Raw genomic sequence first — 24,920 nt, 5'->3', positions numbered from 1 at the left:
GAATGATAACTCAAAAGCGTATATTAGCGAAGCGGGATGCTTGGCTGAAACGCATAGCCTTATTCACGGCAACAACGGCGGTATGCGGCAACATGGCTAATCCCGCCTTCTCTCGTGACTATTTTAATCCGGCGTTGCTGGAAACCGGGCGCTCAGGTCAGCAGCACGTCGATCTGTCGATTTTTGAAAATGGCCAGCAGGTTCCCGGCACGTATCGGGTCGATATTTGGGTGAACGACATGCTGCTGGAAACGCGCGAGGTGTCGTTCGCTCGGCGGGCCGGCAGCGACGAGAAGGCCGATCTGCAGCCTTGTCTGACGCGGGAAGATCTGAAACGGCTTGGGGTGAAAGTTGAACTGTTTCCCGGTTTGGCCGGTGCCGATCGCTGCGCGAATTTGGCCGCGATCCCGCAGGCCTCGGCGCAATTTCAATTTAACCGCCAACGCCTGATGCTGAGTATCCCCCAGGCGGCGTTGGAAAATAAGGTGCGCGGATACGTTCCGCCGGAACAATGGGATGAAGGCCTGCCGGCGATGCTGCTGAACTATGGCTTCACCGGCAGCAACAGCAAGGGGCGCGATCGATTCACCCAGAGCGCAAGCAGTTATTACCTTAACCTGCGGCCGGGCTTCAACCTGGGCGCCTGGCGAGTGCGGAACTACACCACCTGGAGCTACAACAGCGCCGGCGGCGGGCGAGCGTCGGAGGATCGTTGGGACTCCGTCTATACCTACGCCCAGCGCAATATCATCCGCCTGAAAAGCTTGCTGACGCTCGGCGAAAGCAGCAGCCCGTCCGATGTGTTTGACAGCGTATCGTTTCGCGGCGCGCAGCTGGCTTCCGATGACGACATGTTGCCGGAAAGCCTGCGCGGTTATGCGCCGGTGGTGCGCGGCATCGCGCGCAGCAATGCGCAAGTGGTCATTCGCCAAAACGGCTATGTCATCTACCAGAGTTACGTTGCGCCGGGCGCGTTTGAAATTTCGGACATGTACCCGACCGGCGGCAGCGGCGATTTGGAGGTGACTATCAAGGAGGCGGACGGCAGCGAACAGCACCTGACCGTTCCCTTCGCCAGCCTGCCGGTGCTGCAACGCGAAGGGCGGCTGAAATATGCGCTGACCTCGGGGCAATACCGCACTTACGATCACAGCGTGGATAAAAAGATCTTCTCGCAGGCCAGTCTGATTTATGGCTTGCCCGCCGGTTTCACCCTGTATGGCGGCGGCCAATTCGCCGGGCCGTATCAATCGCTGGCATTGGGTCTGGGCAAGAACCTGGGCGAGTTCGGCGCTCTGTCGGCCGACGTCACCCAGGCGTGGGCAAAGCAGGAGCATCAACCGAAAAGCGATGGTCAGTCATGGCGCGTGCGGTACAGCAAAAATATCGTCGAGACGGGGACGAACTTCGCCATCGCCGGCTACCGCTATTCGACCAGCGGCTACTATGGGCTGCAGGAAGTGCTGGACACCTATCGCAGCGGCAACCGTTACGCCCCGATAGACCGCCGCAAGAATCGCGGCGAAATCACGCTGAACCAGAATTTATGGGAAGGGGCGGGGTCGCTTTCACTCAGCGCGGTCTCCGAAGACTATTGGGGCTCCGAGCGCAATATGCAGTCGCTGAGCGCGGGTTACAACAATAGCTGGAATGGCATCAGCTACGGTTTTAACTACAGCTATAGCCGGAATTCACAGGCTATTTACGGCGATTCGAACCGCGGGCGCATTTACGATCGCGATCAGATCTTCGCTTTCAACATCAGCGTGCCATTAGAGAAATGGCTGAGCAACACCTACGCCACCTACAACCTCAACACCAGCAAAAAAGGCAATACCAGCCATACGGCGGGCCTCAACGGCACGGCGCTGGCCGGCGGCAACCTCAGCTGGAGCGTACAGGAAGGGTATGGCAGCCAGGGCCAGGGCAACAGCGGCAACGCCAACGCCGACTGGCGCGCGACGTACGGCGAACTCACGGCGGGCTATGCCTACGATCGCAGTCAACAGCGCGTCAACTACGGGGTGAAGGGCGGGGTGATCGCCCATGAAGACGGTGTGACCTTCGGTCAACCGTTCGGCGAAACCGTCGCCCTGGTACAGGCGGCCGGCGCGAGCGATGTGGCGGTCGGCAATCAGGTCGGGGTGAAAACCGACTGGCGCGGCTACGCGATCGTTCCTTACGCCACGCCTTATCGCAACAATTCGATTCGCCTCGATGTCGACAGCTTGCCGGATGATGTCGATCTCGAGTTGACGAACCAGTCGGTCACGCCGACTCGCGGCGCGGTGAGCCGGGCGAATTTCAAAGCCAACGTCGGCAGACGGATTTTGATGAAGGTGACGGACTCGCAGGGGGCACCCCTGCCGCTGGGCGCCAGCCTGCGTCTTGCCGAGGGGGCGACTCAGCCGTTCCTGGTCGGCGGCGACGGCGTGGTCTATCTGAGCGGCATGGCGGAAAAGGGCCTGATCATCGCGCAGTGGGGCAGGAATGGCGAGAACCAATGCCGCATCCGTTACCAGTTGCCGGCGGAGCCGCCGTCAGCGGGTCTCCAAACCCTAAACGGCGTTTGCCAATAGATCTCGCTCTATTTCCATCATGACTTTTAAGTGAGAGTGAAAATGAACGTTTTTCTCAGGATATTCGGTTACGGCGCCCTGGTGTGGCTGGCGACGCTCACGACGGCGGTTTATGCCGGCACCTGTACCACCAACGCGAAAACCGCCCGTATGGGGTTGCTGACGCTGGCCGTGGATCCGCGCATTGAAGTCGGCGAGCAGTTGGCTGTTCGAACGGAGAACAGCATTAACGGCACGACGTTTTCTTTTCTTTGTTCCGGTTCGGTCGCCTATCGCTCCATGTCGCCGCTGACGCCGAGCGCGCTGCCCGGCGTATTTGAAACGGGCATCGAGGGCGTGGGGGTGACGATTTCAGACCTATGGCAGAGCAATAAGAACGTGCCCGTCAACACGGCGATTTCGCCCAACTTGCTGACGCCGTGGATCAATCGAAACGATGTTCGGCTGACGTTTATTAAAACCGGCCCGATCAAAACCGGCGGCGATATGGGCGGGAAAATTATCGCCAGATATTATCTGGATTCGACCTCCATTTTGGATATCAGTATTTCCGGCATGAAGGTCATTCAGAAAAGTTGCCTGGTTGATTTGAACTATAAAAATCAAACGGTAAATCTGGGCAGCCCTAAACGCAGCGAGTTTAACGGCGTCGGCAGCACGGCGGCGTCTTCCGAACGCAATTTTTCCGTGATTCTGCAATGTCAGGAGGACAATATTCCGGTTCAGGTCACGTTCGAGGCGGCCGGAAATTCGCCTGGCGTGGGAATGATTGATATCGCCGACGGCGCCGATGCGGCGAAGGGCGTCGCCGTGGAAGTGTTGGATGAGAACCGTAATCCATTAACGTTTTCCAGACCGATCAATTACCACACCGCGGCTGAAAAAGAGATCAGGATCCCCTTGATGGCGCGCTATAAGCAAACGGGAGCCATTAGCCCCGGACAGGCCGACGCGGTGATGACATTCACCATTACGCAGAATTAAAGAGACCCCTATTAAAAATATAATGTCGTCTGTTCGCGCGACATTATTGGTGGCATCAGGCGCTGCAGGCCGATGCCAATGCAATGACAACACGCATGTATGGCAGTGTTTGTCCGTTTAAATATGGAGATTAACCAATGAAAGAACTGTCTGTTATCGAAATGAATGAAGTGTCAGGCGCTTATTCCTGGGATATGAGCAATGGACTGTCGGGGCTGATTGGCAGCGCCGTCTCCAATGCCGCGGAAGCCGTTTCATCCATCGCTCTGGGCGCCTCCGTGGGCAGCATGGCGGGCGCCGTCATCGGCGGTAAGCATGGCGGCGACGGCGGCGGCCTGCTGGGCGTCGGCTCGATTGGCCAGGGCGTCGGCATGGTCGCCGGCGGCATCCTGGGCGGCGTAGCCAGCGGCGTGGCCGCAGCCGTTATTGGCTGGGACACCACGCTGGAATACTCCAAAAAAGGCCTCGATGGGCTGATTAACGGCACCATCAGCTAAATCCATACGCGGTCCAAAGCCGCAGCGTTCTCGCTGCGGCTGTCTCCCGGTCAGGCAAGCGCAGGTTCTTCCTATGAGTGATAATAAGAGCAGGAATATTTTCCGCCAGGAGGCGGTCAATTATCAACGTCAAAGATGGACCGGCAGGGCGCTGTTAATTTCCGGCGCGTCGAGCCATGTGATTGCCGCCACCTGTTTCACTTTTATTCTGATCCTGGCGGGCGCACTCTATTTTTGCGAGTACACGCGCCGGGTCGATGTTGAAGGCGAGGTGATCAGCATCCCGCATTCCACCAATGTGTTTTCCTCCCAATACGGTTACGTGAGCCAGGCATTCCATAAAGCCGGTGACGTCGTGGAAAAGGACGAACCGCTGTATGTGATTGATGTCTCGAGAAGCACCACGTCCGGCAATGTCAGCCATATCGCGGCCAGCGAAATAAGCAAACAGATTAGCAATCTGGATTCGATAATCAGCAAGCTGAATAAAAATAAAACCGCCATGCTGGATAATTTGCGCAAACAGATCAATAGCTATGAAAACGCCTATAAAGAAACCGAGAAACTGAACCTCAGCGCCAAAGAGGGGATGGATAAAATGCGCGATAGCCTGAAAAATTACGAACACTATTTGACGAAAGGCCTGATCACCAAAGATCAGTTAAATTATCAGCGCTCGCTCTTTCAACAACAGCAAAGCTCGTATCAGGCGCTCTACAGCCAAAAGATCCAGCAAAATATTCAACTGTCGCAGTTGCGCAGCGATTTGCTGATTCGCGCCGCCGATTACGACAATCAGATATCGCAAAGCGAATCGCAACGCAGTGATTTACAACGCCAGCTGGCGGAGTCCAATGCCGGCGGCCAGGTCATTATCAAAGCGCCGCTCAAGGGGAAAATCGAGTCGCTGAGCGTGACCGCCGGGCAGGTGGTCGAGAGCGGCAGCAGTCTGGCGCAAATCAAACCGATTGATAACATCAAATATTATCTGGTTTTATGGCTGCCGAATAACAGTTTGCCCTACGTGAAAATCGGCGATGGCATCAACATTCGCTATGAAGCCTTCCCGTCGGATAAATTCGGTCAGTTTCCGGGAAAAATAGAATCCATCTCGTCGGTCCCCGCCTCCCCGCAGGAAATGTCGGAATACAGCAGCGGAAATAAAAGGGAAAGGAACGCCTACTACAAAGTGCTGGCGTCCATCAGCGACACGCAATTCAGCGATAAAGGCAAATATCTCGAAATCAGCAGCGGGCTGCAGGCCAGGGTCATCGTCTTCCTGGATAAGAAACCGCTTTATCAGTGGGCGATCGCGCCTTTGTATGACATAAAAAACAGCGTCGTGGGGCGAGTCGATGAAGGACAATAATCTCTTTGAACGGATCAACGAGAAGTTAACATTCTCACTGCGCAAGCGGGTGCCGAGCATCTTGCAGTCGGAGTCATCGGAATGCGGCCTGGCGTGCCTCGCCATGATCGCCTCCTATTACGGGTTTAATGTGGATATGCTGAGCCTGCGGCAGCGATTCGGCATTTCCACCCAGGGCGCGACCCTGGGGACGATCTCTCAAATCGCGTCGCAAATCCAGCTGAAGACGCGCGCCTTGTCCTTGGACATCGACGAAATCAATCAGCTGAAAACGCCCTGCATACTGCACTGGAATATGAATCACTTCGTGGTGTTGGTTAAGGTGCAGCGCGCCGGTTTTGTCATTCACGATCCGGCCTTCGGGCGCAGAGTGATCGGGCTGCAGGAGATGTCGAATCACTTTACCGGCATCGCGTTGGAGCTGTGGCCCGACAGGGCCTTTCAAAAAGAGACCCTCAAGACCCGTTTGCGCCTGCTGGATTTGATGAAAAACATCGAGGGCCTGCCGGGGACGCTGCTCAAGATCTTTGCGTTATCGATAGTCATCGAATCGGTCAACCTGCTGCTGCCGGTGGGAACGCAACTGGTGACCGACCATGTCATTCAGGCGCATGACTACAGCCTGCTGACGGTCATCTGTTTGGGGCTGATCTTCTTCACCTTGTTCCGCGCGGTGGTCAGTATCGCCAGGGCCTGGATCTCCATCGTGCTCGGGACGCTGACCGATATTCAGTGGAAGACGACGCTGTTTGAACACCTGATGAAGCTGCCGCTGGATTTTTTCGAGAAACGGCACCTGGGGGACATTCAATCGCGCTTTTCCTCGCTGGATGCGATCAGAACCACCTTTACCAATAATATCGTCAGCGGGATCATCGACGGCATCATGACGGTCGGGCTGTTCGCGATGATGATGGTCTACGGCGGCTGGCTGGTCTGGGTCGTGGCGGGCTTCACTCTGATCTACATCCTCATCAGGATGATGACTTACAGAACCTACCGTCAATTCTCGGAGGAGCAGATCGTCAAGGCGGCCAAGGCCAACTCGCATTTCATGGAGACGCTGTACGGCATCTCGACCGTCAAGGCGCTGGGCATCAAGGAAACGCGCTCCAGCTATTGGCTCAATCTGAACGTCGACGCCGCCAATACCAATATCAAAATCACTCGATTCAATATGATGTTCGGCGGGATCAATACCTTTATCACAACGCTCGATCAGGTGGCGATCCTGTGGCTTGGCGCCATGATGGTCATCGACAATTCCATGACGCTCGGCATGTTCATGGCGTTCAATGCCTATCGCGGCCAGTTCTCTCAGCGGGCCTCGAGCCTGATCGACCTGGCGATCGGCTTGCGCATGCTGTCGCTGCACAATGAGAGGATATCCGACATCGTCTTTACCGATGCGGAGACGGAGTCCGCGCCGCGACAGGTTTTCCCCTCGGGCACGGGGATTGCCATTGAGGTAAAAAATCTTACGTATCAATATGACGCGCTGTCGCGGCCAATCTTCAAAGACCTGAACATGCGCATTGCGGCCGGCGAAAGCGTGGCCGTCGTGGGCGCCTCCGGCGCGGGCAAGACCACTTTGCTGAAGGTGATGTGCGGTTTGCTCAGCCCCACTTCCGGCCAGGTTTTGGCCGACGCGATGGATATCCATAAAGTCGGGGTGAATAACTACCGTAACGCGATCGCCTGCGTGCTGCAGGACGACCGGCTGTTCTCCGGGTCCATTGCGGAAAACATCAGCGGGTTTGAGGTCAATGCCAATAAAGAGCTGATCATGGCCTGCGCGATACACAGCAATATCCACGATGAAATCATGCAGATGCCGATGGGCTACGAAACCCTGATCGGCGAGTTGGGCAACGGCATCTCCGGCGGGCAAAAGCAACGTCTGTTTATCGCGCGCGCCCTCTATCGCCGCCCGAGCGTGCTGTTTATGGATGAAGCGACCAGCCATCTGGACGTTGAGAATGAGTCGGCGATCAACCGGGCGATATCTTCGCTGAATATTACGCGCGTGATCGTCGCCCACAGAAAGTCGACCATCGACTCGGCCGACAGGGTAGTGGTGCTGGGGGCCGAGAGCGGCGCGCCGGCAGGCGGCGGTGAATAAAGGGCGCTTGCCGGCGCCGGGGCGAAGCCGGCAATGCAGGCTGTCCCCACGGCGAAAATCGCGGTAAAATGCAGCAGTTGACCCTATCGCATTCCATCAGGCCGTCGAACCCGCTATGAAAACGCGCAAACCGCGCCGCCCGCCCGGGCGGTGGATCTATTACATCCTGCATGAAGACATGCTGTGGCCTTGCCCGGTCAAATGGGAGTGGGAGAGCGGCTATAACGCCTGGCTGCCGTTTTACTATTCCCCCACGCTGGAATTCGTCGCCGGCAACCCCGCCCGCGCCACCAAGGTCAGCAGCGGCCGACGTTAAGCGGGCCGCGCGTGCTGCTCGCCTTGCCGCCCGACGTCCGCTCACCTAAGATCATCTCATCACCCACAGGTTTTCCCGGAGCCCCCATGTTGACTCTGTTTCGCACGTCTCTTTGCGGCGCGCTGGCATTGCTGCTGCTCGCCGGTTGTCAGCAGACGGCGCATAAACCGGCGCCGCCGCTGCAGGCGCAGCTGGATCACATCGCTTCGATGCTGGCCGGCGGACACTTCCTGCGCGTGGACTGCGGACGCAGCGAGATACCGGACGATGTGAAGCTGCAGCGCACCGCAATGCGCGCGGCGCAGCGCCGCGGCTGGGACACGCAGGCGGCAGGGTATCGGCAGTTGCCGGCGCTTACCCAGGCGCGTTACCTGACCCTGCAACAGGACAATCAGCTGCTGACGGAAAAATGCGCTGCGCTCAGCCGCAGCACCGCCCGCTTTATCGCGGCGGCGCAGGCCGATCAGGAAGATTATATGGAGTAGCGCGCCGGCATGCCTTTCGGGCGCGCTTCATGGGCGCCCCAAAATTCTTTGCAGGATAACGATTTATCGATCATCATTTGAAATGATGTTTCACTTTTACCCATCGAGCCCATCTTGAACCTGTATGCCGCACTGCGTCAGCGCGTGGAAAATACGCGCTGGTACGCCAAACGGAAAAGCTACCGCGTGCTGTTCTGGCGCGAGATCACGCCACTGGCGGTGCCCATCTTTCTGGAGAACGCCTGTGTCCTGCTGATGGGGGTGCTGAGCACCTTTCTGGTGAGCTGGCTCGGCAAAGAGGCGATGGCCGGAGTGGGGCTGGCGGACAGTTTCAACATGGTGATCATCGCCTTTTTTGCCGCGGTGGATCTCGGCACCACCGTGGTGGTGGCTTTCAGCCTCGGCAAGCGCGATCGCCGGCGGGCGCGAGCGGCGGCGCGTCAGTCGCTGGTGCTGATGACCGGCGTGGCGCTGCTGTTGGCGGCTGGCATTCACCTGGCGGGCGAGCCTATCATTGATGTGATCGCCGGCGCGGCCTCGCCGGAGGTGAAAGCGCTGGCGCTCTCTTACCTGCAAACCACGGTGTGGAGCTACCCGGCGGCGGCGATTGCGTTGATCGGCAGCGGCGCCCTGCGCGGCGCGGGCAACACCAAGATCCCGCTGCTTATCAATGGCGGCATGAATATCCTCAATATCATCATCAGCAGCATCCTGATTTACGGCATGCTGGGCTGGCATGGCCTAGGGTTCGTCGGCGCCGGGCTGGGGCTGACGATTTCCCGCTATATCGGCGCCATCGCCATCCTCTACGTGCTGGCGATCGGCTTTAATCCGGCGCTGCACATCACGTTGAAAAGCTATTTCACGCCGCTCAAGATGAGCATCCTGTGGGAAGTGTTGGGGATCGGCATTCCCGCCAGCGTCGAGTCGGTACTGTTTAACGGCGGCAAGCTGTTGACGCAGATGTTTGTCGCCGGCATGGGCACCAACGTGATCGCCGGCAACTTTATCGCTTTCTCCATCGCTTCGTTGATCAACCTGCCGGGCAACGCGTTGGGATCGGCTTCGACCATTATCGTCGGCCGGCGGCTCGGCAAAGGCGAGATCGGCCAGGCGGAGCGGCAGCTGCGCCATATTTTCTGGCTGTCGACCCTTGGGCTGACAGCCATCGCCTGGGGCACCGCGCCGCTGGCCGGGGTGTTCGCTGCGTTTTATACCTCGCAGGATGATGTGAAAACGGTGGTGAAAACCCTGATCTGGCTCAACGCCGCCTTTATGCCGATCTGGGCCGCTTCCTGGGTCTTGCCCGCCGGGTTGAAAGGCGCGCGCGACGCCCGCTTCGCCATGTGGGTGACGATGCTCGGCATGTGGGGGTGCCGCGTGGTGGCCGGCTACGCGTTGGGCATCGAACTGGGCATGGGCGTGGTGGGCGTCTGGTTGGGGATGTTCCTCGATTGGGCGGTGCGCGGCGCCTTATTCTACTGGCGCATGGTCAGCGGGCGCTGGCTGTGGAAATATCCGCGGGCCAGGCGCTCGGACGCCGAATAAGCTCGCCTGCGCGCAGCCTGCCGGCGGCCTGAGAGGCACCGGCAGGAAGAAGCTCTATTCAGAGGGAAGGGTACCAACGCAATGACTTCTTGACCGGCCCCGGTGTGACCAACACCTTACCTCGGCCGGCCAGATTCAACAGCAGATTGCGCGCCTGATAGATCGTGATGTCGTTAGACTCCGCCAACTGGCGGGTCGTGGGCCACTCGCCGGGAGGAGGAGGTGCTGTGCCGTTGGCCGAAGGGCAGAGGCGGTGCAGCGTCGTTAATAAATGCTGCTGCAGGTTTTGTAATTCTTGTTGTTTTGACGTGCGTTTTATCATGTCAGCCTCCCTTAAACTTCAGCCGAATTTTGATATAACGATAAGCGTCGCCCGGAAAATAATGCCCTGTCCCGGCAATACTCTTCCTGAACCGGTAGCGAACACTTGCCTGAACCCGATATTTCCACTGCAATAAACCAGCGGCGTTCACGGATCGGGAGCGGTAATGAGGTGGCCAAATTTTCAGCCTGCTGTGCGTAATGGCTGTACTTCATCGTTTTTCTCCATGGTTTACTGCCCGGTGCTGGTTTTTACCAGACCGAATTGATAAGCCTCCCTTTTCTTTTCCAAATCATTATACCGCAAATAGGAGAAAGGCGATCAATAATGTCGTGTTGTATATATTTTACGAGATAATCGACTATCGTTATTAATTTTACGATCTGTTGTCTCGAAAAAATATAGTTGTCTTGTGGTTTTTGGGCTTATATCTCGTATTTATTACTTTTGCTTTGAATGACTTTTCAAATTACAACGATTTTTGTAACAATATTTGGGCCAAAACAAGCGGTAAGTTGAATCTTAGTGTAATTCCCATGGCAAGAGTTAAAATCTTGCGGGAATTTACTGGTTCGGTTGTTTTCTTTCTCATCAGTGTGGTTTTCGTTGAATACCTAAAATGGGTGATGATGAAATAAAGGTCGCGATTTAATTATCGTGAGGGTTTGCTTTGGCTGCGGGTAATACCGTTTTCATTCTGGATTGTATAAATAACCGTTAAAGGAACGGGAGCGATCCTGCGCTTTTTACATAAATTAAAGGAATAAGTGAATTATGAAACTGAACAAAATCATGCTGACAGCAGTTCTGGCGTTTGGCGTTTCTTCTCTGGCGCATGCCGCCGACCAAGGGCATGGCAAAGTGACGTTTACCGGTTCCATTATTGATGCGCCTTGCTCCATTTCTCCTGAGACCGTGGACCAGACCGTGGATATGGGCCAGGTATCCAACGTTGCGTTGAAAAATGGCGGTAAATCAGCGCCGCGTCAGTTCGATATCAAACTGGAACAGTGCGACAACTCGACGCTGAAAACCGTCACCACCACCTTCGAAGGCAAAGCCTCTACCGCCAATAAGGATCTGCTGGGCATCGTCGGGACCGCCAGCGGCGCCAGCATCGCCATCACCGACACCGCCAGCAACCCGATCAAACTGGGCACCGCAACGGCCCCACAGAACCTGGGCACCGGCACCAACACGCTGCGCTTCGCGGCTTACCTGCAGGGTGACGGCGCTTCCGCCACCGTCGTTCCGGGTGATTTCACCGCCGTTGCCGATTTCAAGCTGGCATACCAGTAAGCCTGCGCCATTGGCGTGACATTTTGCATGCGGGGCTTCCCCGCATGCTTTTTCCCAGACGGAAGGTCTGTGTCAGGAGGTTCAATGCGCCGGTTTATTCACCCTTTAGTGTCTCCTTGCATATTGACGGCTACGCTGATGAGCCCGGCCGCGCTGGCGGCATCCGGTTCTCAGGGCTGGGGACGCGTAAATATGCAAGGAGCCATTATTGATACCGCTTGCGCTATTGCCGCCGGCAGCCGCGAGCAGACTATCGATATGGCCGTGATGCCGACGGGAAATATCATGCGTGATGGCTTAGGCAATACGCATCCGTTCACCATCGAATTAATCAACTGCACGCTTGAACGCCCGAAACCGAATTTGCCGGACTGGCGACAGTTTCAGGTGGTTTTCGATGGCGATGCCGATGGCGACTTATTCGGCGTGCACGGGGAGGCGAAAGGCATCGCGCTGCAAATATCCGATGATATGGGGAATATCGCCGCACCCGGTCGTCCGTTGCCGCTGGGGGATATAACGCCAGGCAGCATGTCGCTTAATTACTCCATTAAATTGGTTGCCAATAATCAACCGATGCGTGCGGGGGACTATTTTTCCGCCGTGCGGTTCAAGCTGGATTATTACTGAGCGCTGTTATTGCGGCAAGCCGCAACGCCAGAATTATACGATATAAGGTTAGGGATATGATGTTGTCGCCTGCTGGGAAGCTATTTCGTTTTCAGGTACTGGGGTTATGTATCACGCTGGCGGTGGGAAGTTCATCAACGTGGGTATATGCCGAAGACGGTATTCAATTTAATGCCGACATTTTGGACGTGAACGATCGCAAAAATATCGACCTAAGCCAATTTTCCCGCAGTGGATACATTATGCCGGGAAGTTACGGCATGGTGGTCCATCTCAATAAAAGCGAGTTGCCCGAACAGAAGATCCCTTTTTATCCGCCGGACAACGATCCTGACGGCAGCCGCGCCTGCGTGGGCAAAGCGCTGGTCGAGCAGTTGGGATTGAAGCCGTCGGCATTGCAAGCGCTGACCTGGTGGCATCAGGGGGAATGTCTGGATGAGTCCAGCCTGAAAGGCATGGTGTCGCGTGGCGATCTGGCGACGGGCTCGCTGTATCTGAGCGTCCCGCAGGCTTATCTGGAATACAGCTCCGACGACTGGGATCCGCCGTCGCGCTGGGATGAAGGCATCCCGGGCTTGCTGTTCGATTACAACGTCAACGCCCAGAGTCGGCAGCAGCAGCAGGGCGGCACGCGCGGGTACAGCGTCAGTGGCAACGGCACCGCCGGCGCCAACCTGGGCGCCTGGCGTCTGCGTGCCGACTGGCAGGGGCAGATCAATCACCAGACCGGCAGCGGGCAATCCACCGACAAACGCCTGGACTGGAGCCGTTACTACGCCTATCGGGCCATTTCTGCGCTGCGCTCGCGCCTGACGCTGGGTGAAGACTATCTGGATTCGGGGATTTTCGACAGCTTCCGTTTTTCCGGCGCGAGCCTGGTATCGGACGACAACATGCTGCCGCCGAACCTGCGCGGCTATGCGCCTGAGGTGGTCGGGATCGCCAAGACCAACGCCAAGGTGACGATCAGCCAGCAGGGGAGGGTGATCTATGAAACCCAGGTGGCGGCGGGGCCGTTTCGCATTCAGGACATCAACGATGCCATCACTGGCGAACTGGATGTGCGGGTCGAGGAGCAGGACGGCAGCGTACAGGCGTTCAAGGTCAACACCGCCAGCATTCCGTACCTGACGCGGCCCGGATCGTGGCGCTTCAAGCTGGCCGCCGGTAAACCGTCGGATTGGCAGCACCATTCGCGCGGGCCGCTGTTCGGCACCGGAGAGTTCTCCTGGGGCGTCAGCAACGGTTGGTCGCTGTATGGCGGCGCACTGCTGGGCGGTGACTATAACGCGCTGTCGCTGGGGATAGGCCGCGATCTGATGATGTTCGGCGCGCTCTCGTTCGACGCCACCCAATCGCGGGCGCGGTTGCCGCAGCGGGAGGAGACGCTCAGCGGCGGCTCTTATCGGGTGAGCTATTCGAAGACGTTCGATGAACTGGACAGCCAGGTCACCTTTGCCGGCTATCGCTTCTCGGAAGAGGACTTCATGAGCATGAGCGAATATCTCGACGCGCGTTATTACGGCAGCCGGGTCGGCAACAACAAGGAGATGTACACCATCACCTTCAACAAACAGTTCCGCGACTGGGGCCTGAGCAGCTATCTCAACTACAGCCACCAGACCTATTGGGATCGCCCGTCCAACGATCGTTACAACCTGACGGTGTCGCGCTATTTCGATCTCGGCAAAATAAAAAACCTGAACCTGTCGTTGTCGGCTTATCGCAACCGTTACAACGATTCCAACGATGACGGCATGTACCTGTCGCTGTCGATGCCGTGGGGCAACGGCGCCACGCTCAGCTACAACAGCACGGTGAACCGCAACGACACCACGAACCGGGTGGGGTACTACCAGCGAATCGATGAACACAACAACTACCAACTGAGCGCCGGCAGCGCCCGCCGCGGCGCTAACCTGAGCGGCTACTACAACCACGAGGGCGATGCGGCGCGCCTGAGCGCCAACGCCAGCTATCAGGAAGGGCGCTACAGCGCCGTGGGGCTGTCCGCGCAGGGCGGCATGACGCTGACGCCGGAAGGCGGCGCGTTGCACCGCGTCGGCATGATCGGCGGTACGCGCCTGTTGGTGGACACCAACGGCGTGGCCGGTGTGCCGGTGCGCGGCTACGGCAGCACCGTCAGCACCAACCGCTTCGGCAAGGCGGTGGTGGCGGACGTCAATAGCTACTACCGCAACAAGGCCAGCATCGATCTGGACAAACTGGGCGACAACGCCGAAGCCACCCGTTCGGTGGTGCAGGCCACCCTGACCGAAGGGGCGATTGGCTACCGTCAGTTTGACGTTATCGCGGGCGAAAAAGCGATGGCGATCGTCAAACTGGCGGACGGCAGTACACCGCCGTTCGGCGCCACGGTGCTGAACGCCCGCAAACAAGAAACCGGCATCGTCAACGATGGCGGCAGCGTGTACCTGAGCGGCATCAACGCCGGGGAGATCATGACGCTGCACTGGAGCGGCGCGGCACAGTGTCAGGTGCAGCTGCCCGCAACGCTGCCGGCCGACATGCTGACGCGTACGCTGCTGCTGCCGTGTCGGCCGATCGCCGCGGCGCCATCGGCCCCGGTTGAATAAACCCATCACCCTGAATTTGGAGTTATCGACAACATGCAAACTTTTTCTCTTAAAACCGCCGCGGCGCTCGCGCTGTTGGGCGCCACGGCGGCGCAGCACGCGCAGGCGGCAATCGCGCTCGATCGCACCCGGGTGATCTTCGACGGCGGCCAGAACTCGGTCAGCCTGAATCTCAGCAACCAGAACAAGCAGCTGCCGTACCTGGCGCAGGGCTGGCTGGAGGACGAGCAGGGCAACAAGATCCAGAGCCCGCTGGTGGTGTTGCCGCCGGTGCAGCGCATCGAGCCGGGCAAGCCGAGCCAGATCAAGATTCAGGCGCTGCCGGCGGCCAAACAGCTGCCGCAGGATCGGGAGACGTTGTACTACTTCAACCTGCGCGAGATACCGCCGAAGAGCAACAAGCCCAATACGTTGCAGATCGCGCTGCAGACGCGCATCAAGCTGTTCTATCGCCCGGCGGCGATCGTGCCGAACCGCACCGATATGGCGATGCCATGGCAAGAGCAGCTGACGTTGACGCGGCAAGGGGAGAGCTATCAGGTCAATAACCCGACGCCGTACTACATCACGATCGTCGATGCGGGCAGCAAAAAAGGGGGGGAGGGTGTAAAGGGATTTGAGCCTTTCATGATCGCACCGAAGAGCCAGGCGCGCCTGACCGTGGGCGCAGCGGGGCTGGGCAGTAGCCCGGTGCTGACCTACATCAACGATTACGGCGGCCGGCCGCAGCTGAGCTTCAGCTGCAGCGGCGTGAGCTGCAAGGTGGTGCCGGAGAAACGGACGGCGTCATAACCCGCCGCAGGCGGTGCCGACGGGAGAGCCATTCAGGGGGAAAGGATGAAACGAGAACGGAAAAAGGCCGGCGGGAGCGCGTTGATGCTGGCGCTCAGCCTGGGTGTGATAGCGATGCCGCCGGCGAAGGCCGACGTGGTGGACAACTGGCAGGTGGAGGGCGCCAATGGCGTACTGCAGGTATATGGCGCGCTGACGGAAAGCGCCTGCCGGCTGGAGATGAGCAGCGCGCGGCAGGAAATCTGGCTGGGTGAGACCGGCACCGCGCGCTTGCGTCAGGCCGGCGATCGCGGGCAGCCGGTGGCGTTCGAGCTGCGTTTGCAGGATTGCCTGCACACGCCGGGGGGGCAGCGAGATGCGCGTACCGGCGCGTTGGTCTGGGCGCCGAATCAACCGGCGGTGACGGTCAGCTTCGGTTCGACGGCGGACAGCGACAATCCGCAGCTGGTGAAAGCGCAGGGCACTTCAGGGCTGGGGTTGCGCCTGCTGGACGGCCGCGGTCGCGACGTTCGGTTGGGCAGCCGCGGCGAGCCGCTGCTGCTGACGCCAGGGCAAGAGGCGTTGAGCTACAGCGTGGCACCGGAGCGAACCGTGGCGCCGCTGATGGCCGGCGCATATCGGGCGACGGTGGATTTTAGGCTGAATTATGACTGAGGCGAGGCGATGGTACCGAGGATAAGACGCGGCCGGGTGCCTTTCTGGCTGGCGGGAGTGCTGGCGCTAGGCCAACTGCCGGCGCAGGCGACCACGGTGAACGTACGGGTCACCGTGCTTTCTCCCCCCTGCATCATCAACGGCGGACGCCCGATCGAGGTGGACTTTGGCGATGAAGTGATGACCACCCGCATTGATGGCGCCAACTATCGGCGGGCGGTGAGTTACACGCTGACGTGCAGCGGGCAGAGCAGCAACGGGCTCAAACTGCAGGTGCAGGGGGCGGCGAGCGGCTTCGACGGCCAACTGCTGCGCACCAGCAAAGACGGCTTGGGCATTGCGTTGCTGAATGGCGGCCGCCGTTGGCCGATCAACCAGTGGTTGAGCTTTACCTATCCGGCCGCGCCGACGCTTGAGGCGGTACCGGTGAAATCGGCCACCGCCAGGCTGGCGGCGGGTGAATTCACCGCGGGCGCCACCATGAAGGTGGATTATCAGTAACGCGGGAGCGAGAGCATGAAACAACGTTTTACGGCGAGCGTGCTGCTGTGCGCAGGGATGGCATGCCATCTCGCCTGGGCGGAGAAAACGGTCGACATGCAGTTTCGCGGCACGTTGATCGAGCCGCCGCCCTGCACCATCAACGATGACGGGATCATTGACGTGAACTTCGGCGATCGTGTCGGCATTAACAAGGTCGATGGTGCGAACTATCGGCAAAGCATCGGCTACCGCATTCGCTGCGAGCCGGGGATCGGCAAATGGGACATGTTGCTGAGTCTGACCGGCAACGCCGCAACGTTTGACGAAGCGGCGGTGCAAACCAACCGGCGCTATCTCGGCATCCGCATTTACCAGAACGCACAGCCGTTCAAAGTGGGCAGCGCGCTGCCTATCGATCCGGCCAAACCGCCGGTGCTGGAAGCGGTGCCGGTCGGCAAATCGGGCGAAACCCTGACGGAAGGCGCGTTCGAGGCCACGGCGACGCTGCGGGCCGACTATCAATGAAGGAGGAGGCGAGCGTGAAAACAACACAAGGCGGCTGGGGCGTTATCGGCCTGTTGCTGTTGGCGCTGGGCGTGAACGGCGCGGCGCAAGCCGCGGACAATCTGCGCATGCGCGGGGCGCTGGTGGCGGAACCTTGCGTCATTCAGCCGGGCGACGAGAGCATCGCGCTGGATTTCGGCACGCTGGTCGACAAGTACCTGTACCTGAACCAGCGCACGCAGGGGCAACCGTTCGAGTTGCGGCTGGCGGAGTGCGATCTCAGCCTGGGCAAGACGGTGTCGATCACCTTCAAAGGGACGGAGAATGCGCAGCTGCCGGGGCTTTTGGCTTTGGCGGCGAGCAGCCAGGCGCGCGGGATCGCCATCGGCATGGAGACGCTGCAGGGGCAGCCTTTACCGCTCAACAGCGCAGGCGGCAAGTACCCGTTGCAGGACGGCGGCACGGTGATTGGGGTGCAGGCCTATGTGCGCGGCGAACCGGAAGCGCTGGCAAAGCGAACCATCGGTCGCGGTGCTTTCAGCGCCATTGCGACGTTCAGCCTGGACTACCAATGAGCGCCGGGCTTCGGCAAAACAGAATAAGGATATGACGCGATGCAGCGTTTTCACTTCAGAGGGATGTATTTACTGCTCGGCCTGCTGCCGGGGCTGTGCTCGGCGCAAATTTATTCCTATGTGACCAAGAGTACCGGCTCTCCCAGCAATGCGGCTTATGAGTATGTGCTTGAGAGCTGGGATAAGGATGACTCATCGCCTAATCCTTGCTATCAGCAAAGCATGTGCGCTGTGGGGATCAACCACCGGCACACCAGCGCCAATACGGGCGGCAGCACGGCCGTGACGCCTTCGGCCTCTATCGTCGGGTCGGGGCGCTACCCGCAGATTACCCAACTGCGGACGATGGGTGAACTCAGCCGCTTCTACCAGAGCATTTATCCGTTGCCGATCGTCGGTGCGACTTCTCATGTGGGGGATGCCATCACTCAGGAGTGTGTCGGGCTGTTTTATACCACCTCGTCCTCCTCCGCCGTTGAAGGCAACAGCGCACGGTTGATGCCGAGCAGCGTCTGCGGCATCGCGCCGCCGCCGGTCGGGGTCTGCGGCATCGATGAGCAACAGCTCGATCTGAACCACGGCGTGTTGCCGGATACCGACCTGGTAGGCAATACGGCGCGCGGCAGCCTGCGCGTAGTGTGCTCGCAGAAGATGAACATCGTCATGTATATCCGCGTCGGCAGCAATGGCCGCCTGGATCTGGGGAATTCCGGCGTCTACAGCACGCTGCGCATCAACGGCGCCCTGGGCAACCTGGGTTATCAGTTCACCGCGGATACGCGCGGGGTCACGGTGCCGATCACTTCCACCCTTGGCGTGACGGGAACGATCAAGGCTGGCAATTACTCGGGGCAATCGGTCGCCATTCTGGCGTTGCCGTAGCTGCATTACCCGCGCCGCGCGCCGTTGCATTATGCCGTTGAGTCACCCGCCATCAGGGGGGGGGAATCGCGCTCGGCGGCGACCGGGAAGGATGATTTCAAAGGGAGCGTGCCGATGGAAACTACCATCACTCTGGCGTTTATCGATAATGACCGTTTCTTTATTGAAGGATTGCAGCAGCTGCTGCTGGCGTATTTTGCGCGCCGCGGCATGCGGGTTCAGGTGCTCGACGCCACACAGGCGCATCGGGCGGATGTGGTGTTCCAGTCCGTGGAGCGTGATTGGCAGGCGCGTTTCTGCCTGCATTCAGTGAGCGGCGGCCAACCGCTCAACTTTGCGCTGCGTGAACCCGGCGATACCCGCTGGCGCGATAACCCGCGTTGCATCAGTGAGGCGGGCGTTATTTTCCGCAACGACTCGCCGGGCAGCGTATTAAGCCAGCTGGAGCGGGCATTGGCGGCGCGGACGAACCGCGACGCAGAGCACCGGTGCTATTGGTGTGAACGGCAGCGCATTACCCGCCGTGAGCAGGATGTCATGCGCTACCTGGCCTGTGAATTGCCGCAGACCGCCATCGCGCGCAACCTGCATCTGAGCGTGAAAACCGTCAGCAATCACAAACAGGCGGCGATGCGAAAACTGGGATTTAAACGCAATGCGGATCTCTACCATTGGTTGCGGTTGGGCGGGTTGAAAACCGTAGAGCGGGCGCGCGGATGAGAGGGTGGCTCAGGCGCTCAATTTGGCGCCTGAGGGGCAGGAAGCGTCAATACAGCAGCGTCATCGCGCTGAAGAACAACAGCGTCAAGGCGATGATGATGAGGTTTTGCGTGGCTTTGCGCACCAGTTTGCTGGCGCTCAGGCGGCTGTCGATGACGTAGAGCAGCGGCACCATCAGCAGCACATAGGCGAACATCAGCATGGCGGTAAAGGGCTGCAGGTTCATTCATGTTCCTCCTGGGCGTCATCATGGCCGATCAGGTGTATCAGTACGGCTTGCGTCTGGCGGTGCTGGCCGATAAAGGGCGACGTGGCTGGCGATGCCGGCGCGAACGTCAGGCCGGCGCGTCGCGTTTTCACCGCCGCTTGCAGAATCTTCTTTCGATGCTTCCGAGTATGGTCGACCATGCGCCTCCGAATAGGGCCGCCTGAAGGCGGCCGATCGTTGTATTGCCCATTAAGCTGGAGAGGATCGCAGCCGCTGCCGGGGCCGCAGAGGTATAATATTGCGAATGATAACCATTATCAATAATGGAGGTGAAAAAATTAAGGGTATTGCGAGGGGGCAGCCGGCGGGGCGGGAAAAGAAAAAGCACGCCTTGCGGCGTGCTTTGCGGGGTAATAACGGCGGTGGTTACTTCTGATCGGGCAGGGCGTAAGCGACCACGTAGTCGCCCAGCTTGGTGCCGAAGGAACCGTGGCCGCCGGCGTAGATCAGCACGTACTGCTTGCCGTTGACCTCATAGGTCATCGGCGTCGCCTGGCCGCCGGCCGGCAAGCGCGCTTCCCACAGTTTTTCACCGTTGGTCACGCTGAAGGCGCGCAGGTAGTTGTCCGCGGTGGCGCCGATGAAGAACACGTTACCGGCGGTGGTCACCGGGCCGCCCAGCATCGGCATGCCCATTTTGAACGGCAGCGGCAACGGTGAGCTGTCGCGCACGGTGCCGATGCGTTTTTTCCACACGATGTCGTTGGTTTTCAGATCCACGGCGGAAATGTAACCCCAAGCCGGCTGTTTGCACGGCAGGCCGAACGGCGACAGGAACGGGTTCAGGGTGACGCCGAACGGCACGCCATACTGCGGTTGTACGCCAGACTCGGTACCGCTGCCGCCTTTGTCGCCTTCCGGCGGCTCAATCGGGTTGCCTGGGCCGCGCGGGATCAGTTTGGAGACGAACGGCAGCGCGATCGGGTTGGCGATGGCGATTTCGCGATCGGTATCGACGGCCAGGCCGCCCCATTCGAACATGCCCAGGTTACCCGGGAACACCAGCGTGCCCTGCTCGGAAGGCGGGGTGAAGGTGCCTTCATAACGCAGGCTGTGGAACATCACGCGGCAGACCAGCTGATCATAGATGGTCGCGCCCCACATGTCGGCGCCGGTCAGTTTCTTCTCAGGACGGAAGGTCAACTCGGAGAACGGCTGGGTCGGTGACAGGCGATCGCCCTTGGCCGGGCCTTGCGGTACCGGTTTCTCCGGTGCCGGCACCACCAGTTCGCCGTTGGTACGGTTCAGCACGAAGATGTTGCCGGTTTTGGTCGGCACATAGATGACCGGCACTTTTTTACCGCTCTTGTCGGTAATGTCCGCCAGGGTCGGCTGCGCCGGCACGTCCATATCCCACAGGTCATGGTGGACCGTCTGATAGAACCAGGCCAGTTTGCCGGTGGAGGCGTTCAGCGCCAACAGGCCGCTGGCGTAGCGTTCCATTTCCGGGGTGCGATCGCCGCCCCAGATGTCCGGAGTGGAAACGCCCATCGGCAGGTAAACGATATCCAGCTTGGCGTCATAGGCGGCAGGCGCCCAGGAGTTCGGCGAGTTCGGCACGAAGTGGTGCTCGTCCGCCGGGATGGCGTTCGGATCTTTCGCGCCCGGATCGAAGGCCCACAGCAGCTTGCCGCTGTTGACGTCGAAGCCGCGGATCACGCCGGAAGGCTCGCGGTTGGAGTAGTTGTCGGTCACGGCACCGGCGACGACGATCACTTTATCGGTGATCACCGGCGGCGAGGTCGGCTCGTAGTGGCCCGGCGTCGCATACGGCATATTGCTCTGCAGGTTCAGCTCACCGTTGTTGGCGAAGTCCGGGCAGGGTTTGCCGGTTTCGGCGTCCAGTGCGAACAGACGGCCGTCGTTGACCGGCAGAATGATGCGGCGTGCGCACATCGCCGGAGCGGCGTCGCCGGCGGCGCCTGCGGCTGCGGCGGTTTCGTGGTAAGACACGCCGCGACAGGTGATGTGCTGGAAGGTTGGGTTGTATTTCAGCTGCGGATCAAACTTCCATTTTTCTTTACCGGTGGCGGCATCCAGCGCGAACAGCTTCTGGTGCGGCGTACACATGTAAAGGGTATCGCGGATCTTGATCGGCGTGACTTCGTTGGTGATCTCACCCGGATCGTTGGCGGTCTTCAGATCGCCGGTCTGGAAACGCCAAACCTCTTGCAGCTGGCCAACGTTTTTGTCGTTGATCTGGCTCAGCGGCGAGTAACGGGTGCCTTCCTGGGTGCGGCCATAGGCCGGCCAGTCGGCGCCGGTGGCGTCTTTCGGTTGTACCTGGGCGGCGTCGAGGGTGCCGTTAATCTCTTGCGGATCGTTGAACACGGCATAGGCCAGCGCGATGACGGTGATCGCCAGCGCCGCGCTCAGCGCGCCGTAGGCGAATTTGCCGTTGGCCACCAGCTTGCGGTAGATAAACGGCAACACCAGCCACAGGCCGAAGAAGAAGGTGACGTCCAGGCGCGGCGTCAGCGCCCAGAAGTCCGGGCCCACTTCCCACAGGGCCCAAATCGTGGTGCCCAGCAGGAATACCGCGTACAGCAGCAGCGCGGTGGCGCGGCGGCGGAACAGCAGCCAGGAAGTCGCCAGCAGCACCAGCCCGGCGATGATGTAATACAGCGAACCGCCCAACTTGGCCAGCCAGATGCCGCCGCCGAGCAGATAAAGCCCGCTCAGCGCGGCAAACAGCGCCGTTATGACGATAAGCGGCGATAGTGACGCTTTATTTTGCATAGCAATACCCTTACCAAAAATGAAAGTCCCCGATTTAGAGATTAAGCCAAATCGGAAAAAACACGCGGTTTCTCCCTATTATTTCAGCGAGAAGCCGCTAGGGTGACGTAAAACCCATCCCGTTTTTTAACCTTAAGGTGCTTTGCCTTATTCAAAGCGATAAGACAAGGTGGCGCCGCCACCCCAGTTGCGCCCCGGCGCCGGCTCGAAGTAGCGGCCGTTGCCTTCGTTGACGATCACCGAACCGACGTATCGGCGATCGAAAACATTGTCCACCCGGCTGAACACGTCCAGCGCCCAGCGGTTCCAGGTAAAGCGATAACCGGCGTTTACGCCGGCCACGGTGTAAGAGGGAGCCTGCGCGCTGTTGGCGTCATTGGCCTGAATGTCGCTCATGTAGCGCAGCTCCGCGCCGGCGTGCCAGCCTTCCGGCGGGGCATAGGCCAGCGAGGCGTAGCCCATGTTGCGGGCGATGCCCGGCAGGCGATTGCCGGCGGGAATGGTTTGAGCCGGGGTACAAACGGCTTTGCCGCACATTTCGCTGCGGTAGGTGGCGTCCAGCAGCGTCCAGGCCATATGCAGGCGCCAGTCCAGCGCGAACTCTTGATCCAGCGCCAGTTCCAGGCCGCGCCGCCGGGTTTTGCCGGCGTTGGCGTAGCTGGTGCGCCCACCGCTGCTTTCCGCCACCACCAGCTCGTTGTCGGTATCGGTCTGGAACAGGGCGGCGCTCACCAGGCCGTTGCCGAGGCGCAGTTTGCTGCCCAGTTCGACGGTGTCGCTGGTGGACGGCTGCAGACCGATGTTCAGGCCGGCCTGGCCGTCGGGGCGATAGGAGAGTTCGTTGATGGTCGGGGTTTCAAAGCCGCGGCCTGCGGAGAGATAAACGTTCCACGCCGGATTGATTTTATAGTTGAGCGAGCCCATCGGCAGCCACTGGTGGTAGCGTTTGCTGCCGCTGTCGTCGCCGTTGCGCTGCGTGATGTAGTAGTCGGTCGAGTCGAAGCTGACCGTGCTGTAGCGCAGGCCGGCGTCCAGCGTCCAGTGCGGCGTCAGTTGCCAGGAGGTTTGCAGGTAAGGATCCAGGTTCCAGATGCGGTTTTTCTCGTTGCGCCGCTGGTCGCCTTTCTCGCCGTAGTCCACTGTGCCGTCTCGCAGAATAAAGTTTTCAAACCCCTGCCGGCGTTCGGTCATGGTTTCATAATCCAGACCGCCGATCAGTGTTACCGGTAACGAGGCGAGAGTATCCTCATGCTTCCAGCGAGTGTCAATGCCCTGATATTTTCTTTCCAGCACGATCACCCCGCCGGCGTGGGTAGGGTTGAGCTGCGGCCCGCGTGGAATGGATTGGTACTGCGTGGTGTGGCGCTCGCCGTGGTAGGCGGTCAGCGTCAGTTCGTCGCGCTCGCTCATCTGGCGCTGATAGCGCAGACCGGCCTGGGTCTGATCGAGCGACTTGCGGGTGTTGTATTGATCCGCGCGCGGCGCCTGGCGCGGGTTTTCCTTCCATTCCGCTTCGGTCAGGCCGCCCGGATCGCCGGCGTCAATGGAGACGCTGTTGAACATCAGCGTCAGGGTACTGACGTCGTCCAACCGCACGCCGAGCTTGCCGTTGCCGAGGTTTTTCCGCGCGGCGCTGTGATCGCGATAGCCCTGAGTGGTGAAGCGGGTGCCGGAGATAGCGTAGTTGACGTCGCCGGCCTGGGTGCCGTCGCCGGTGGCGCCGGTCGCTTTCACCCCGTAGCGCCAGGTGTTGTCGCTGCCGAAATAGCTGCCGGCCTCCAGCGTTGGCGGCTGGGCGCCGGTCTGTGTGTCAACGTTGATCACCCCGCCCGAAGCGTTGCCGTACAGCGCGGAATAGGGGCCGCGCAGCACCTCGATGCGCTCGACGGAGTTGATGTCGATGTTGGAGGTTTGTCCCTGGCCGTCGGGCATGGTGGCGGGGATGCCGTCGACGTACATGCGCACCCCGCGCACGCCGAACATCGATCGGCTGCCGAATCCGCGTATCGACAGCTGCAGATCCTGCGCATAGTTTTGTCGGTTTTGAAGCTGCAGGCCCGGCACGCTGCCAAGGTTTTCCGACAGGTTAATCTGCGGTGCGGCGTTGCGCAGGTCCTGGCCGTCGATCACGCTGACGGACACCGGCGATCCCAGCTCGGTCAATCCGATGGGTTGCGCCATTACCACCAGCGTATCGCTGTCTTTCTGATCCGCCGCCAGGGCCGAACCGATGCAGACCGGCTGCAGCAATAACAGGGTTGCCGGGGTCAAGACGGGACGTTTTTTATTCATCAGATAATTCTGCCAATAATGCTGAAAAAATTGCCCGCAAGTGGGCGAAAATAGCCATTTGTGACTCCCTGTACTGGCATTCAATGGGAGGGAAACTGCATCCTGCAACGAGTATAGGATATTCCGACACCGTACGCTTTGGAATAGCGCAACTGAAAGATGCGGGTTTTCATTTAAGAAGATTCTCTTTTTTATCGCTTTTCCTGCGATGCCTTTAAATTAAATTTATTTATATTAAATATATTCCTATCTTTGTTTTTAAT

The 24,920-nt window shown here is 59.3% G+C and carries 24 protein-coding genes; 18 read left to right on the top strand and 6 right to left on the bottom strand.

The genetic code is table 11. From position 1 onward, the window contains the following. The first annotated feature begins 2 nt into the window (after positions 1 to 2). The 8 genes from CPH57_RS12020 (at position 3) to CPH57_RS11985 (ending at position 9,900) form a co-directional block, all read left to right on the top strand. Complete coding sequence (locus tag CPH57_RS12020; protein ID WP_060660536.1) at positions 3 to 2,579, top strand: fimbria/pilus outer membrane usher protein; 2,577 nt, start codon at positions 3 to 5, stop codon at positions 2,577 to 2,579. Between the two features lie 42 nt (positions 2,580 to 2,621). Then, entirely contained in the window at positions 2,622 to 3,563 is a 942-nt protein-coding gene (locus tag CPH57_RS12015; protein WP_096242374.1) for a fimbrial protein, read from the top strand. Between the two features lie 137 nt (positions 3,564 to 3,700). Beyond that, the gene (locus CPH57_RS12010; RefSeq protein ID WP_004935280.1) at positions 3,701 to 4,060 is read left to right on the top strand and encodes a hypothetical protein; all 360 of its coding nucleotides are present in this window, start codon (positions 3,701 to 3,703) and stop codon (positions 4,058 to 4,060) included. Between the two features lie 73 nt (positions 4,061 to 4,133). Continuing rightward, the gene (locus CPH57_RS12005) at positions 4,134 to 5,429 is read left to right on the top strand and encodes an HlyD family secretion protein (protein WP_004935276.1); all 1,296 of its coding nucleotides are present in this window, start codon (positions 4,134 to 4,136) and stop codon (positions 5,427 to 5,429) included. After that, a complete protein-coding gene (locus CPH57_RS12000; protein WP_004935271.1) occupies positions 5,416 to 7,551 on the top strand; it encodes a peptidase domain-containing ABC transporter in 2,136 nt (711 codons plus the stop codon). The genes CPH57_RS12005 and CPH57_RS12000 overlap by 14 nt, the downstream gene beginning before the upstream one ends. Positions 7,552 to 7,666: 115 nt before the next feature. Then, a complete protein-coding gene (locus CPH57_RS11995) occupies positions 7,667 to 7,867 on the top strand; it encodes a hypothetical protein (RefSeq protein WP_015378375.1) in 201 nt (66 codons plus the stop codon). A gap of 86 nt (positions 7,868 to 7,953) precedes the next feature. Then, entirely contained in the window at positions 7,954 to 8,352 is a 399-nt protein-coding gene (gene gspS, locus CPH57_RS11990) for a type II secretion system pilot lipoprotein GspS (protein ID WP_033643644.1), read from the top strand. Between the two features lie 114 nt (positions 8,353 to 8,466). After that, positions 8,467 to 9,900, top strand: coding sequence for an EmmdR/YeeO family multidrug/toxin efflux MATE transporter (locus CPH57_RS11985; protein ID WP_033643643.1), 1,434 nt, complete (start codon positions 8,467 to 8,469; stop codon positions 9,898 to 9,900). Positions 9,901 to 9,958: 58 nt separating this feature from the next. Here the strand turns inward: CPH57_RS11985 and CPH57_RS11980 are convergent, their stop codons facing one another. Both CPH57_RS11980 and CPH57_RS24365 read right to left on the bottom strand, forming a co-directional pair. Continuing rightward, positions 9,959 to 10,222, bottom strand: a complete 264-nt coding sequence (locus CPH57_RS11980) for a FaeA/PapI family transcriptional regulator (protein ID WP_096242373.1) — start codon at positions 10,220 to 10,222, stop codon at positions 9,959 to 9,961. An 11-nt stretch (positions 10,223 to 10,233) separates the two neighbouring features. Further along, entirely contained in the window at positions 10,234 to 10,437 is a 204-nt protein-coding gene (locus CPH57_RS24365; protein ID WP_129992881.1) for a hypothetical protein, read from the bottom strand. Between the two features lie 559 nt (positions 10,438 to 10,996). On the opposite strand from CPH57_RS24365, the gene CPH57_RS11975 reads away from it, so the two are divergent. The 10 genes from CPH57_RS11975 to CPH57_RS11930 all read left to right on the top strand — a co-directional run bounded on the left by CPH57_RS11975 (position 10,997) and on the right by CPH57_RS11930 (position 19,358). Next, complete coding sequence (locus CPH57_RS11975) at positions 10,997 to 11,521, top strand: fimbrial protein (protein WP_033643642.1); 525 nt, start codon at positions 10,997 to 10,999, stop codon at positions 11,519 to 11,521. Positions 11,522 to 11,605: 84 nt separating this feature from the next. Beyond that, positions 11,606 to 12,151: a fimbrial protein gene (locus CPH57_RS11970; RefSeq protein WP_096242372.1), complete on the top strand. Its 546-nt coding sequence runs from the start codon at positions 11,606 to 11,608 to the stop codon at positions 12,149 to 12,151. A gap of 56 nt (positions 12,152 to 12,207) precedes the next feature. Further along, positions 12,208 to 14,748, top strand: coding sequence for an outer membrane usher protein (locus CPH57_RS11965; protein ID WP_060660538.1), 2,541 nt, complete (start codon positions 12,208 to 12,210; stop codon positions 14,746 to 14,748). Positions 14,749 to 14,781: 33 nt separating this feature from the next. Then, the gene (locus CPH57_RS11960; RefSeq protein ID WP_096242371.1) at positions 14,782 to 15,540 is read left to right on the top strand and encodes a fimbria/pilus periplasmic chaperone; all 759 of its coding nucleotides are present in this window, start codon (positions 14,782 to 14,784) and stop codon (positions 15,538 to 15,540) included. Positions 15,541 to 15,585: 45 nt separating this feature from the next. Continuing rightward, entirely contained in the window at positions 15,586 to 16,194 is a 609-nt protein-coding gene (locus CPH57_RS11955) for a fimbrial protein (RefSeq protein WP_231922828.1), read from the top strand. A gap of 9 nt (positions 16,195 to 16,203) precedes the next feature. After that, positions 16,204 to 16,695 (top strand): fimbrial protein, encoded by a 492-nt coding sequence (locus CPH57_RS11950; RefSeq protein ID WP_050594428.1) that lies wholly within the window; start codon positions 16,204 to 16,206, stop codon positions 16,693 to 16,695. A 15-nt stretch (positions 16,696 to 16,710) separates the two neighbouring features. Next, the gene (locus CPH57_RS11945) at positions 16,711 to 17,202 is read left to right on the top strand and encodes a fimbrial protein (protein ID WP_042784943.1); all 492 of its coding nucleotides are present in this window, start codon (positions 16,711 to 16,713) and stop codon (positions 17,200 to 17,202) included. After that, entirely contained in the window at positions 17,199 to 17,756 is a 558-nt protein-coding gene (locus CPH57_RS11940; protein WP_049866692.1) for a fimbrial protein, read from the top strand. The genes CPH57_RS11945 and CPH57_RS11940 overlap by 4 nt, the downstream gene beginning before the upstream one ends. Before the next feature lie 39 nt (positions 17,757 to 17,795). Next, a complete protein-coding gene (locus CPH57_RS11935) occupies positions 17,796 to 18,638 on the top strand; it encodes a hypothetical protein (RefSeq protein WP_033643637.1) in 843 nt (280 codons plus the stop codon). A gap of 114 nt (positions 18,639 to 18,752) precedes the next feature. Next, positions 18,753 to 19,358, top strand: coding sequence for a LuxR C-terminal-related transcriptional regulator (locus CPH57_RS11930; protein ID WP_060660539.1), 606 nt, complete (start codon positions 18,753 to 18,755; stop codon positions 19,356 to 19,358). 46 nt (positions 19,359 to 19,404) lie between these two features. Here the strand turns inward: CPH57_RS11930 and CPH57_RS11925 are convergent, their stop codons facing one another. From CPH57_RS11925 to pqqU, 4 genes are all read right to left on the bottom strand, one after another. Beyond that, positions 19,405 to 19,584 carry a hypothetical protein gene (locus tag CPH57_RS11925; protein ID WP_015378373.1) on the bottom strand — a complete coding sequence of 60 codons (180 nt, stop codon included), beginning with the start codon at positions 19,582 to 19,584 and terminating at the stop codon, positions 19,405 to 19,407. Next, the gene (locus CPH57_RS11920; protein WP_033643635.1) at positions 19,581 to 19,766 is read right to left on the bottom strand and encodes a hypothetical protein; all 186 of its coding nucleotides are present in this window, start codon (positions 19,764 to 19,766) and stop codon (positions 19,581 to 19,583) included. The genes CPH57_RS11925 and CPH57_RS11920 overlap by 4 nt, the downstream gene beginning before the upstream one ends. 226 nt (positions 19,767 to 19,992) lie before the next feature. Further along, positions 19,993 to 22,365, bottom strand: a complete 2,373-nt coding sequence (locus CPH57_RS11915) for a glucose/quinate/shikimate family membrane-bound PQQ-dependent dehydrogenase (protein WP_033650791.1) — start codon at positions 22,363 to 22,365, stop codon at positions 19,993 to 19,995. A gap of 147 nt (positions 22,366 to 22,512) precedes the next feature. After that, positions 22,513 to 24,657 (bottom strand): TonB-dependent receptor PqqU, encoded by a 2,145-nt coding sequence (pqqU, locus tag CPH57_RS11910; RefSeq protein WP_033650792.1) that lies wholly within the window; start codon positions 24,655 to 24,657, stop codon positions 22,513 to 22,515. Between the last annotated feature and the right edge of the window lie 263 nt (positions 24,658 to 24,920).

This window comes from Serratia sp. JKS000199, from assembly GCF_900215455.1.
GTDB lineage: Bacteria > Pseudomonadota > Gammaproteobacteria > Enterobacterales > Enterobacteriaceae > Serratia > Serratia ureilytica.
This window is presented reverse-complemented; position numbering and strand designations above follow the sequence as displayed.